13 protein-coding genes are annotated in these 12,620 nt (G+C 38.5%); 8 read left to right on the forward strand and 5 right to left on the reverse strand.

Features of this window, described 5'->3' with window-relative positions:
• Nucleotides 1-131: 131 nt before the first annotated feature.
• The 3 genes from ACXAEO_RS06510 to ACXAEO_RS06520 all read left to right on the forward strand — a co-directional run bounded on the left by ACXAEO_RS06510 (nt 132) and on the right by ACXAEO_RS06520 (nt 2,485).
• A complete protein-coding gene (locus ACXAEO_RS06510) occupies nt 132-512 on the forward strand; it encodes a hypothetical protein (protein WP_474879390.1) in 381 nt (126 codons plus the stop codon).
• A gap of 355 nt (nt 513-867) precedes the next feature.
• Entirely contained in the window at nt 868-2,202 is a 1,335-nt protein-coding gene (locus ACXAEO_RS06515) for an ammonium transporter (protein WP_474879393.1), read from the forward strand.
• 22 nt (nt 2,203-2,224) lie between these two features.
• Nucleotides 2,225-2,485, forward strand: coding sequence for a hypothetical protein (locus tag ACXAEO_RS06520; RefSeq protein WP_474879396.1), 261 nt, complete (start codon nt 2,225-2,227; stop codon nt 2,483-2,485).
• A gap of 100 nt (nt 2,486-2,585) precedes the next feature.
• Here the strand turns inward: ACXAEO_RS06520 and ACXAEO_RS06525 are convergent, their stop codons facing one another.
• From ACXAEO_RS06525 to ACXAEO_RS06540, 4 genes are all read right to left on the reverse strand, one after another.
• A complete protein-coding gene (locus ACXAEO_RS06525) occupies nt 2,586-2,903 on the reverse strand; it encodes an IclR family transcriptional regulator domain-containing protein (protein ID WP_474879399.1) in 318 nt (105 codons plus the stop codon).
• Nucleotides 2,904-3,319: 416 nt separating this feature from the next.
• On the reverse strand, nt 3,320-4,048 hold the full coding sequence (locus tag ACXAEO_RS06530; RefSeq protein ID WP_474879403.1) for a hypothetical protein: 729 nt from the start codon (nt 4,046-4,048) through the stop codon (nt 3,320-3,322).
• Nucleotides 4,049-4,063: 15 nt separating this feature from the next.
• Complete coding sequence (locus ACXAEO_RS06535; protein ID WP_474879405.1) at nt 4,064-5,014, reverse strand: PDR/VanB family oxidoreductase; 951 nt, start codon at nt 5,012-5,014, stop codon at nt 4,064-4,066.
• 110 nt (nt 5,015-5,124) lie between these two features.
• The gene (locus ACXAEO_RS06540) at nt 5,125-5,808 is read right to left on the reverse strand and encodes a heme-dependent oxidative N-demethylase family protein (RefSeq protein WP_474879407.1); all 684 of its coding nucleotides are present in this window, start codon (nt 5,806-5,808) and stop codon (nt 5,125-5,127) included.
• Nucleotides 5,809-6,408: 600 nt separating this feature from the next.
• Between ACXAEO_RS06540 and ACXAEO_RS06545 the strand changes: the two genes are divergently transcribed.
• The 5 genes from ACXAEO_RS06545 to ACXAEO_RS06565 all read left to right on the forward strand — a co-directional run bounded on the left by ACXAEO_RS06545 (nt 6,409) and on the right by ACXAEO_RS06565 (nt 11,350).
• Nucleotides 6,409-7,425 carry a siderophore ABC transporter substrate-binding protein gene (locus tag ACXAEO_RS06545; RefSeq protein WP_474879410.1) on the forward strand — a complete coding sequence of 339 codons (1,017 nt, stop codon included), beginning with the start codon at nt 6,409-6,411 and terminating at the stop codon, nt 7,423-7,425.
• Between the two features lie 19 nt (nt 7,426-7,444).
• Nucleotides 7,445-8,461: an ABC transporter permease gene (locus ACXAEO_RS06550; protein WP_474879412.1), complete on the forward strand. Its 1,017-nt coding sequence runs from the start codon at nt 7,445-7,447 to the stop codon at nt 8,459-8,461.
• Nucleotides 8,458-9,522, forward strand: coding sequence for an iron chelate uptake ABC transporter family permease subunit (locus ACXAEO_RS06555; RefSeq protein ID WP_474879415.1), 1,065 nt, complete (start codon nt 8,458-8,460; stop codon nt 9,520-9,522). The genes ACXAEO_RS06550 and ACXAEO_RS06555 overlap by 4 nt, the downstream gene beginning before the upstream one ends.
• Complete coding sequence (locus ACXAEO_RS06560; RefSeq protein ID WP_474879417.1) at nt 9,519-10,271, forward strand: iron ABC transporter ATP-binding protein; 753 nt, start codon at nt 9,519-9,521, stop codon at nt 10,269-10,271. The genes ACXAEO_RS06555 and ACXAEO_RS06560 overlap by 4 nt, the downstream gene beginning before the upstream one ends.
• Nucleotides 10,272-10,798: 527 nt before the next feature.
• Nucleotides 10,799-11,350 carry an FAD synthetase gene (locus ACXAEO_RS06565; RefSeq protein ID WP_474879420.1) on the forward strand — a complete coding sequence of 184 codons (552 nt, stop codon included), beginning with the start codon at nt 10,799-10,801 and terminating at the stop codon, nt 11,348-11,350.
• 330 nt (nt 11,351-11,680) lie between these two features.
• Here the strand turns inward: ACXAEO_RS06565 and gltC are convergent, their stop codons facing one another.
• Complete coding sequence (gene gltC, locus ACXAEO_RS06570) at nt 11,681-12,583, reverse strand: glutamate biosynthesis transcriptional regulator GltC (protein WP_474879422.1); 903 nt, start codon at nt 12,581-12,583, stop codon at nt 11,681-11,683.
• Nucleotides 12,584-12,620 lie beyond the last annotated feature (37 nt).

Consider the following 12,620-nt stretch of genomic DNA (forward strand, 5'->3'; position numbering starts at 1 on the left):
ATAAAATAGAGGATTTCAATAAAGGAAAAGGCGTGTATAATGAAACGTGCAGAGGCGTTTTATACACGCCTTTTCTCTTTAAAGCAAAATAATTCAATGAAAAAATGTTGGAAGTAAAATCGGGAGGATGTATGGATACGGTAAAAACGAATGGAATTACGGCCTCTTTTACAGCAGAAGAGCTCAAAATTTTACTGCATCAACTATGTGATGAGCAAAATGACTTTACTCACCAAGAGCTTATTTACTGGTGCGAAAAATATATCCTTCACTGTCAGGAATATATGCTAGACGAAAAAAAATGGCAGCAAAGCTTAATGGACGAGGCAGAACGAGAAGAAGCAAAAGCGTTTGCGGTTGTTCAAGACATAACGAGACAGTGGTATGCTTATATGATGCAACAATGCTCATCTAGCGACTTCGACGTAGAAAGCGTCCCTTATTTGGAGATGCCGCGCGGTTGGTTTGTGAAATGGCTCAATGATCTGTACTTTTCCCGCCTTGATGCGTAAAAAAAGCCTTATCTTTTCCTTCTTTTGAAGGGGGAGATGAGGCTTTTTTCTATTATTATCATCTTTTTTAACTGTCCAACGTTGCTCATTGCTCTGATTCCGCATTAACGAGCCTCGCCGGTGGAAGTTTTCTATATTAAATTTCCCATATGATGTCTTCGTTAAAAAAATAGTAGTTTATGTTATGTGATGTTACATGAAAAGTGATGAACTCTCAATATACGAGAAAATCGCATATATTTCCATCTTTTATTTAGTGATAATTAGATTAAATATTACAAGTGAAGGGGTGGTCGTTCATTTCATGGTAACTTATCGTATGCAGTTTGTTAGTTTTAATTAAAAAGGAGGCGATATGATGGAGGGAGTAAATGAAGCATATGAGTTGTTTTCAATAACGTCGATTGAAGCATTTTATTGGTGGTGTATTGCTTTTATGTTATTGATTCACGCTGGTTTTTTATCGTACGAGATAGGGGTTTCTCGAGTGAAAAATGTGTTGGCCTCTGCGATGAAAAACCTTATGACACTTGCCGTTGTTATTCCGACATTTTATTTCTTTGGGTGGTGGATTTATAACGCTTTTCCTGATGGTTTCATTCCACGAATAAATGAGGTAACATTAGCCGCATTGCCGTGGAGTGAAAATATGGGACCGAATGTGACGGATCATGCAAGCGGGATTTTTTGGGGAGCTTTTGCTCTATTTGCTGCAACCACTTCCTCCATTTTGTCAGGAGCGATTATTGAAAGAATTAGGTTAAGTGCCTTTGTTGTGTTAGCCATTGTGCTTGGATCTGTCATTTGGAATTTAGCTGCTTCTTGGGGTTGGCATGGTGAAGGGTGGTTTTTAACTAAATTTGGTTATCACGATGTGGCAGCTGCAGGGATTGTGCATGCAATCGCAGGATTCTTTGCACTAGGTGTCTTAATCAATTTAGGACCACGGATTGGTAAATACACAAAAGAGGGGGAGCCTGTAAATATTTTACCGCACAATCTGCCTTCAACATTATTAGGGTTAATGCTCATTTTTGTGGGCTTCTTCGGATTTTTAGGTGGATGTATTATTGCTGTTACAAATGGAGAATGGATGACGATTTATGGCACACCGACAAATCTATCGGCCTTCGCTTTTAATGCTTTAATGGGCTTATCTGGCGGGTTAATTGGGGCTTATATCGTTACAAAAGGAGATCCGTTTTGGGTTGCTTCCGGCGGTTTAGCAGGAGTGATTTCGGTCGGTGCCGGTTTAGATTTATATCATCCTGCCTTAGGTTTTATCGTTGCGGTCATTGGTGGAATCATTAGCCCGCTTATTGGAACGTATCTTGAAAGAAAGAAAATTGACGATCCGGTTGGGGCGATTGCTGTTCATGGATTCATAGGAATTTGGTCCGTCATTGCAGTAGGAATCTTTGCTTCAGGGTACCCGAATATAAATGGCCCTGCCATTTCATTAATGGGGCAGTTGATTTGTGCAATGATCATCATTCTATTAGGTTTTATACCTGGTTATGGAATTTCCTTAATCATGAAAAAGCTAAATGTATTAAGAATTCCAGAACAAGCCGAGCTGCTTGGACTCGATTTAACGGAAATACCAGGTACAGCGTATCCTGAAGGAATACCGTCCACACTGGAAAAGTCAAAGATTAAAGCGGTAACAGCCAAAAATAAAGTGATGTAAATGACTAATTATAGGGGGTATTATGATGAATACAAGTCCGATTACTAGTTGGGAAGCTGTTGGTGCATATTTTACATTTGGTCCTTCTTCCGTTGGTGTGTGGGTGGCTATTATAATAGCGGCAGGAATGATTGGTGCCTTAGTAATGGCTATGATTAGGCATGAGCGCCATTCATTCATGGAAACGGCCGATCTGTATCCAACGTTACAACAAGAACTAAAACTGAATTTAGATATTGAAACAGGCGGTTTTGGACAACCGAGCTTAACTAAACTGAATTAAATAGCAGTAGTAGTTTAGGTGAAAAAGAGAGTGTCCCGAAAGGTTGTGCCAGCGCAGGACCTTTTAGGACACATTTTCTTTTTATGGGAAGATAACCATGCTAACTAATCCACCCTAACTCTTCTGATATGTCCTTTGAGTATTTTAAGGTTGATTCAATGATTTGATTTAAGCGATGTTGTGGCAGCTCTTTATCTACAGATATGCTAATAGCTGCTACTACTTTATCTTCCCAAGAAAAAATAGGTGCAGCTATACTGGTGATATTAATATCCTTTTCGCCGTAAGTAAGAGAAAATCCGTATTGTTTAATGAGTCTTAATTCTGCTTCTAAAGCGTTTTTTTCTTTCACAATTTGCTGTTCAATAAGCTGGGTGATGACCTTGTTCCTCGTATTTAAAGTAAAATGAGCTAACATAGTCTTATTTGCTGCATCAACAGAAAGGGGGAGACGTTTTCCATATTTTAAAAGTCGTGAGCTTCTTTACTCCTTTGCGAGTTAGTAGAGAGGATGAGCTGATGGGCCTAGATTTAAGTTTTCACGAAGAACCAGCCTACAACATAGAAGAGAAAAAACCAATAATTAGCCATGATCCGGCTTCAAATACCATTTCCTCGTAAAAATTTACAGAAGGTGAGTCAAAAGGTAGGATGTTTCTAACTTTTGACTCACCTTTTTTCTTTTGACTAGGGAGTGCAATTTTCAAACAAATAGACTCCATATCCACTGAATGGTTTTTACTGGTAACGAAACCAATCACCAATATTGGAGTCTGCTTAAAGGAAACAAAACGTTAGTGTTGCCGTTTTGATCATGAAAAAACACCGCAATGTTTACGCCATAGAGATATAGTGGCGAGTTGTATCACTTGGGCCAGAAGAAATGGTGAGCATCTGCAAAGCATCTGCAAGCTCAATTTGCCGATAAGTTTCTACGACACGGCCATGTTCAATCAGCTTTTTTCGATGCTGCAATAGTTTGTCGTAATTCGGTAACATGTCTTTTGAACGCTTCAATGTGGAGAGGAGATAACGCTCTGCCGCTGGACAGCTTGTTATTTGAATGTTCGCATCATGAGTTCTCCCAGTAGATGAATAGGCAATAGCACTTATAATCCGAAGCTTAGCGCTATTAATCGTCTCACGTAAAAATGTTGCAGAAGATGGCGGAATATCTTCGACAAGTAAACGCGTAATCCCCCGATCGTTAATCGCTTCTAAAATCTGTTCAGGATCATCCTCGACTACTACTTCTTTATTTGGTGTCCATACATCCAGCGAGTAATGGTCCATATGTTGTTTGCCGACATGGAAGATAAAGTATTGTGGATAGATTCGCAGTTGATGGGGAGCGTTACCTAGCTGTGCGCGGTGAAAATCATAAAACCTTGTAATGGCAGCCATAAGAAGTGCGCTAGTGCCAGCACTTCCCCCTGGTTGACGTACGACAATTCCGAGTCGATCTTTTTCGTTAAACCCGGGGAATAACTCTTCTAGGGAGGATTTTACATGATGAATCATAATATCAAAATCGGTTGTTTTCATGGCGTTTGTTGTATGCATGTTTTTAACTCCTATCTATAAATCTAAAACGAGACATCCTGATGTTGCTCTTGATACACAAGTTAACATCGTGTTTCCTTGTTGTTTTTCACTAGCAGAAAGGAAGAAATCTCTATGATCAATTTCTCCATCAAGCACATCGATTTGGCAGCTCCCACAGCCGCCGATTTTACAAGAATAGGGCGCTGGAATGTTATGACTTAATAAAGTTTCTAATAAACTTTCTCCTTCAGAAATCTCGAATGTTTGTTTGCTTTTATGAAGCCTGACTTGGAAGGCTTGCTCTCGTCCAAAATTAGGTGGAGTGAAAAGTTCAAAGTGAATACTGCTTTCTGGATAGCCGTATGTTTTAGCGGCATTAGCATATTCGTTCATCATCGTTTCAGAGCCGCAGAAGTAGACGTGTGTCCCAATCGGTTGATTTTTCATTAAATCCGTCGTCATTTTTCGTTGTTCTTTTGAAAAATAAAAATGTGCTTCCGTTGGATAAGTGGAACGGAGGAAATCATAAAAGGCACACATTTCTTTAGATGATGCTGCGTAGTGCAACTCAAATGATTGGCCTTTCTTTTTTAAGTCAGCGGCCATTGCGAGAAACGGCGTAATGCCAATTCCCGCTGCAAAGAACATATGGTGTTTAGCTCTGAAACTGAGCGGAAAATGATTTTTTGGATAGCTGATATGAAGCGTATCCCCTGGTTTCACATGATCATGCCAATAAATAGAACCTCCTTTTGATTGTTCGCTGCGACGAATGGCAATTTGATAGAAGTCCGTTGTATCAGGGTCTGTCGTGAGTGAATAGTGACGTTCAATAGCTCCTTCGTTCGTGTGTAAAAAAGTGGTGATGTGGGCTCCTCCGCTGAAACGTGGCAACGACAACCCGTTTGCGGGCACTAGTTGAAAGCTTTTAACGGTAGGGGATTCATCTGTAATCTTGTCCACAATGACAGCAATTGTGCTCATGTATCTCGCCTCTTTCTATATAAAATGAATCTAGAAAATTCGACAATGAACTCAACCCGATTGTGAAGCTTATCAATGGAATGCTAATGTGCTGAACCATTAAAGCGAATCTATACGTTAATGGTTATATTACTTGGATATAGTTCAACCGTTAACGTCCAATTCAAACGCGTCCAAGGTTTTCCTGCCTCCATTCTTAATAGAAAATTCCGTACTTTTTCAGCTAATCCACTGTCCCAGAAGTGCGAAACAGGTGAATGGAATTCTGTATACGTCATCCCAAGATTAAAGGCGATGGACCAGTTAGCTGGGAAACAAAGCTGACCTGCATCCATGTAAAGGTCGCCGTCTCTTTGGGCGATGTATATTAGATCTTCTTGAATGTGGCACCCGATAAAATTTAATGGTTCGTAAGGTAGACTAGAAGAAACACCGAAACGAAACGTTTGTTCCTCATTTAATAAATCATTGTAGAAGGTCCAGCAGTTTTCATTTTTCTGTAAGCGGAAGTAAGTCGGATATAATAAGACCATTTCATTCATGATCATCTCAAAAATTTCCCATTGCGCTTCCATCGAGTGATCAAATGCTTGATACGCTTGTTCTTTCTTGTTGTTTAAAAGCTGTTTTTTTTGTTTAATTTCTTCAAAATATTCCGGTGTAATCTGAAGAAGAAAAGGGGGATCAAGCGCTTCCGAGTTGTTTGAATAACGATAGGAATCTCCTTTAAAAGGGAATGGAAATCGCTCGATTAGTGGTTGATTTTTTATGGGTCTTTGTGAAGAATACGTCATTTTTTTCCCTCCAAACAAATTTAATGGCCTGCTTTCATATCAAGATGGTTATCTAACTCCTTCCATAACTTAAAAATATGGTTACATAAAAAGAAAAAAATCCTAGGATATTTTCCTATCTATCGGGATAATTGTGAATTTGATGTTATGTAACCTGACATTTTGGGGAAGCTGTTTATGTTGCATGAATAGGCGGGAAGCTCCTAATATGAAAACTTTACGTGATGGGGTAAGTGAAATGAGGCGGTGTTAAATGATCGAAGGAGAAGAGGATCTATTAAGTTTTTGAGTACGAATACAGTAGGTTTAAGAAATTATAATTTCCGAGCTTAGTAGGACGGCTATACGAGATTTTTTTATTGGATTTATATGGTTATTGAATAGTTTAGGGTTGATAATATTTTTGGATTTGGTATACTTAACATCAGTTATTGAAAATGATAATTATTATCAATGGATTCTTGTTGTCGCTGTGCACTATGTAGATTAGAACTAATGATTATTTAAATCACACATCAAGATCTCACATTGATAATAATTTTATTCATTCAATAATCTGTTTGTTTGTAAAGATCATACATAAGGAGAGAGGTAAGAAGAATGGGGAAATTCAAATTAACTGTCATTATGATGGCAATGCTTGTTTTGATGTTGGCAGCTTGCTCAAATTCCAGTAATGAGTCTGCTGCGACGGAAACTAAGGAGAAAGAAAAAGATGCTACTGAAGTTACAACAGTTGAAGTGACTGATGCTCATGGAACTATTACGGTTCCGGTAAATCCTAAGAATGTCGTTGCTTTGGATAATAGAACGTTTGAAACGTTAGCTAGTTGGGAAATTGAGGTGGCTGCTGTTCCGAAAGCTATCATGGCTGCGGATTCACCATATGTAGTTGATGAAAAAGTTCAAGATATTGGGGATCATAGTGAACCAAATCTTGAAATTATAGCCGCTGTAGACCCTGAACTTGTCATTGTAGGTCAAAGATTTGCTGACTATTATGAAGATATCAAAAAATTAGTGCCAAATGCAGCCGTTATTGATCTAAATGTGGATGTTTCTGAAGAAGTTGCTTCACCTGGAGAAAACTTGGTAAATGGACTTAAGGAAACTACGATTACTTTAGGTCAAATTTTTGATAAAAATGAAGAAGCGAAACAATTGACAGCTGATTTTGATCAAGCAATCGAAAAAGCTAAGACTGCATATAACGGAACAGATAAAGTGATGAGTGTCATCGTTTCTGGTGGAGATATTGGTTTTGCAGCTCCTCATTCTGGACGTGTTTGGGGACCAATGTATGAAATCTTTGGATGGACTCCAGCATTAGAAGTTAAAGATTCTTCTACAGATCATCAAGGTGATGAAATTTCTGTTGAAGCTATTGCGCAAAGTAATCCTGATTGGATTTTCGTACTAGATCGTGATGCTGCCATCACGAGTATAACGGATAAAGTTCCTGCTCAAGACGTTATTGACAACTCACCTGCTCTTCAAAACACAACAGCTATTTCTGAAGGCCAGATCGTTTATGCGCCAGAGGACACTTACTTAAATGAATCAATCCAAACTTATTTGGAGTTATTTGAAAACTTCGCAAATACATTAGCTAAGTAGTGTAAAGGAGTATAGCATAGTGCCGAAAAATGTCATTTCAAGGATTGAGAATTATTCTCAATCCTCGTTTTATAACTACAATAAAATTTGGACGAAACCTTTTATACTAGCGATTATCGCTGTTATGATTTTAGGCATAATCTCACTTTTTACTGGAGTTTATGATATACGTGGACAAGAAGATGGAATGGACATGTTTTTCATAACTCGTGTTCCAAGAACAGTTGCATTAATGCTCACTGGAGCTGCCATGGCGATGGCAGGACTTGTCATGCAACTTATTACACAGAATCGTTTAGTGGAACCTACTACAACCGGAACAATTGAATGGGCAGGCTTGGGGCTCCTTTTTGTTTATTTATTATTTCCGGCCCCAACTTTAGTTTTAAGAATGACAGGGGCCATTATCTTTTCTTTTGTAGGAACTATGATTTTCTTTTTCTTTTTAAGAAGAGTTAAACTTCGTTCGTCTTTAATTGTTCCAATCATTGGATTAATGCTTGGAGCAGTCATTTCTGCAGTTTCCACTTTTATGGGACTCTTTTTTCAAATGATGCAAGTGATTGAAAGTTGGTTTGTAGGTTCTTTTGCGTCTGTTCAAGCTGGAAGATATGAGTATTTATGGCTAATTGTCATAGTGACGATTCTTATTTTTATTTACGCTAATAAATTGACTTTAGCTGGACTAGGTGAAGATGTAGCAATAAGTCTTGGCGTAAATTATAATCGGCTCATTCTTTTTGCTACTGGCCTTATTTCTTTTGCGGTTGGAATTGTTGCCGCTGTCATTGGAAACTTACCATTTTTAGGTTTAATTGTTCCAAACATTGTTTCGATGTTTAGAGGAGATGATCTTAGAAGTAATTTGCCTTGGGTATGTGTGATAGGAATGGGGACGATTACTTTTTGTGACATCATTTCGCGAACAATTATCATGCCTTTTGAAGTGCCTGTTTCTTTAATCCTCGGAACATTAGGATCAGTTGTATTTATTACGATTTTATTGAGACAAAGAAAACCAAGGAGACTAAGATGAACGCATTGGAATATAGAAAGACAGAAAATGTGGCAATAGATTCTAGCCTTCGCAATGAACATAGATCAGCTAGAGCATTTCGTTCTAAGAAAGATGAAAAACGTTATTGGGTGTTGCTTATAACATTGATTGTTTTGGGGGTTCTTTCTTCGTACGGACTTTTAGTTTACAATAATCCGGTTCCAGTCGATTCACCTTCTTTTATCCCGGTTGTGATAAGAAGAATAGTAGCAGTTGTTGCAATGATTATTGCTGCAATTTGTCATAGTTTATCGACGGTTGCTTTTCAATCAATTACGAATAATAGAATTATAACCCCTTCACTTTTAGGTTTTGATTCACTTTACTCAGCTATTCAGACGAGTACAATATTTCTCTTTGGTGCTAGTGCATTAGTGAATTTTAGTGGTGTTGGACCATTTTTATTTCAAGTTAGTGTGATGGTTTTGATGAGTTTAATTCTTTATGGGTGGTTGCTTTCTGGAAAATATGGAAACTTACAACTTATGCTTTTGGTTGGAATAATTATCGGAACTGGGTTGAATTCTGTGTCCACTTTTATGAGAAGACTTCTTGCGCCATCTGAGTTTGATGTTTTACAAGCAAGGTTGTTTGGGTCTGTCAATAATGCGGATGTCGAATATTTTCCAATTGTCATTCCAATGGTAATGGTGGCAGCTTTATTAATTTTTGGTTATGCTAAGAAATTAAATGTGTTGTCACTTGGAAAAGATGTCGCTACTTCTTTTGGTGTTAACTATCAATCTAGTATCATTTATACGCTTATATTAGTTTCTGTTTTAATGTCTATTTCAACGGCTTTAGTTGGGCCGCTTACTTTTTATGGATTTTTAGTGGCGACTTTGAGTTATCAAGCAGCGCAAACTTATGATCATAGATATATTTTTCCAATGGCTCTGGCGATAGGATTCTTTATCCTAACGAGTGCATACTTTTTAATGTATCACGTATTCAATTCTCAAGGTGTAGTTTCAGTGATTATTGAACTGTTTGGCGGAATAACATTTTTAATTGTAATTTTAAGGAAGAGAGCTCTATGATAAAGATAGATAATGCTAGAAAGTTATATAATGATAAGGTAAAAATTGGACCGTTAAATATTGAAATCCCAAAAGCTGGGTTTACTTCTTTAATTGGACCGAATGGTGCCGGAAAGTCGACAACACTTTTAATGATTGGAAGACTTTTGAATATGGATGAAGGTCAAATTATGGTGGCAAATATGGATGTTTCTAAAGCTAAGTCAAAAGATTTAGCCAAAATTGTGGCTATTTTGCGACAAGAAAACCATTTTGTCACGAGGCTTACAGTTCGACAATTAGCTGGATTTGGACGTTTTCCTTATTCCAATGGACGATTAACGAAAGAGGATGAGGCTATTATTTCTAAATATATCGATTTTTTAGACTTAACGGATTTAGAAAATCGATATTTAGACGAGCTCTCAGGTGGTCAAAGACAAAGGGCTTATGTTGCCATGGTTTTGTGCCAAGAGACGGAGTATGTACTTTTAGACGAACCTCTGAACAATCTTGATGTTGCTCGTTCTGTTCAAATGATGGAGTATTTGAGACATGTTGCGGATGAATTTGGAAGAACCATTCTGACTGTTATGCATGATATCAATTTTGCAGCCAAATATTCTGATCGAATTTGTGCCATGAAAGATGGACAAATTGCCGCTTTTGGAACAGTAGAAGAGATTATGAACCCAGACATTTTGACAGATATTTTTGAAACGAAAATCGAAATTATTGAGGGTCCGTATGGGCCAATAGCCATTTATTAGTCACAAAATTTTTTAAAAAAAGAGAAACATTGCAGAGTGTGCTGAAGAAACTCCAATAAGCACAGTTCGTCGATAAATGAAAGAAGCCGAGGGGGCTGTCCAATAAGTCTCAAAATTTTCGGAGAAACGATCGTTTTTCTTTTTATGCAAAATGGACCGTTTATCAAAACCCGTAATACTCCTTGGTTTTTGTAACGGTCTATTTTGCAGGGGGTGTCTGAAAAGAGGTGGTTTGTCTCTTTTCGGACACCCCCTTCGGCTTTTTCTAATCCATTTACGGTTTTTTTCGTTTATTTTAGGTTAAGATTGTCCGATTGGAGAAGCTTAGATGTAAGGTTTTCTTCCGCGAAATTTCGTTTTTTCCTAATAGTTAGGAAAGGTTCGTTTCTTTTTTCGATGGCATGTGTAACGATGAATTCATTCCGTAGAAGAGGAGATATAAGGAAACGAGACACATGGACGTTTGCTTACATCTCTTAATCAACTTGTTTAATGTATCATCAAAAATAAGTAAAGGAGTCGATTGTGTGCAAGTGCATATGGATAGGACGTTAACTCTTCCTGCGTCAGTATGGACGATTGGAGCGCTTGATGGAGTTCATAGAGGACATCAGATGTTAATTTCTACTGCGAAAAAGCGGGCAATCGAGCTTGGTGTTCCTTTAGTGGTATATACGTTTGATCGGTCGCCAAGAGTCTTTTTTAAAAATGCAATGCAGTTAACGACGCTGGAAGAAAAGTTAGAAAGACTTCACTTTCTTGGAGTCGATCACGTCATTGTGGCTACTTTTAACACAAATTACGTGACAAGAGGAGTCGAATTGTTCCTCGATGAACTTGAAGACGTAGCCCCGTTGGAAATATGGGAAGGACCAGATTTTCATTTCGGGAAAAATAGGGAGGGGAACATTCATACACTGCGTGAACGTTTTCTTGTACATGTTTTAGAGCCAATGCGTTGTCATTCCGGAGAAGTAATCTCTTCTAGTCGAATTCGTATGTTAATGATGGAGAATATGTTAAGTCAAGCAGAACAACTTTTAGGCTGGCCATTAATCGATCTAGCAACGACGACATGACGAAAAAGCGATCATGTGGTGATTGCTAGACCTAAAGGAACGATTCAAGTAGTTTGAATAATTCCAACATAATTAGATAGTCGGCATTGGTGTAAAATGATGTGCTCCGCAATAAAATACATGGATGAAAGACCTTTCTTTCACTTTCTTTTGAAGGTGAGAAGGGTTTTTTTGTCGTGTTTCTTCTATTATAATGTAAGCGCAAACATTCAATGGGTGAATGAATGAGAATGGTGGTTTTATACGTTCTTGTCATCCGACTATTAGAACGTGTGGTAAAAGTTCTTCAAAGACAAAAGACTGGTTCAAAAAAGCTGAACCAGTCTTTCTTTATTGATAGCGTTCAAGCACTGAGAAGAAGTCTTTCACATATTGATAAAAGACCTTTTCTGACGGAGCGAGCTCCCGCTTTTTCGGCACGATGATGCCGACCGTTCGTTTCACTTGGGGGATGTCGATCGGGACTTTCACTGTAAAGCGCGGCGTTGTTTCATAAAACGTACTTTCTGGCAGCAGTGTCACACCCATTCCAGCGGATACGAGCCCTTTAATCGCATCCAAGTCTTCTCCTTCTGAGGAAATATTCGGCGAGAAGCCAGCTTGCTTACAGGCATCGACTACAATTTGCCGAAGGATAAATCCTTGAGGGAACAAGACAAAGGCATCGTTTCGCAAGTCGACGAGACGGATGCTTTGTCGGTTGGCAAGCGGGTGGTTGATTGGAAGTAAAACTGAAATGTTTTCTGTAAACAAAATATGGCCTTCAATATCATGGTCACCTGTTGGCATTGGACCGAGAAAGGCAAGGTCAATCTCGCGGCTTTTGACGGCATCAATTAAAAATTTGTAAGATCCTTGACGCAAATGAAAAGCGACATTTGGATATTTGTCTTTAAATCCGGAAATAACGGTAGGAAGCAAATGACTGGCAAGGCTTGTTGGAAATCCAATTTTGATTGTCCCTCGTTCTGGATCTAAATATTCGTCAATTTGCTGCTTTGCATAATCGATGGCCTTCAAAGCCGCTTTTGTGTGCGTTAAAAATAATTTTCCAATCGGTGTAAGCTTCACATTTCGCCCTTCCCGCTCAAACAAACTGACTCCAAGTTCGTCTTCTAAATTGGCAATTTGCCGACTGATAGCTGACTGGGCGACGTGAAGATGGGCCGCTGCATCTGACACATGCTCCCGCTTAGCCACTTCCATAAAATAGCGTAGCTGACGTAGTTCCATTGAACCCTCTCCTCTATTCATCTCGAAATGAGATAGA

Source organism: Bacillus sp. ABA4_010, from assembly GCF_056159105.1.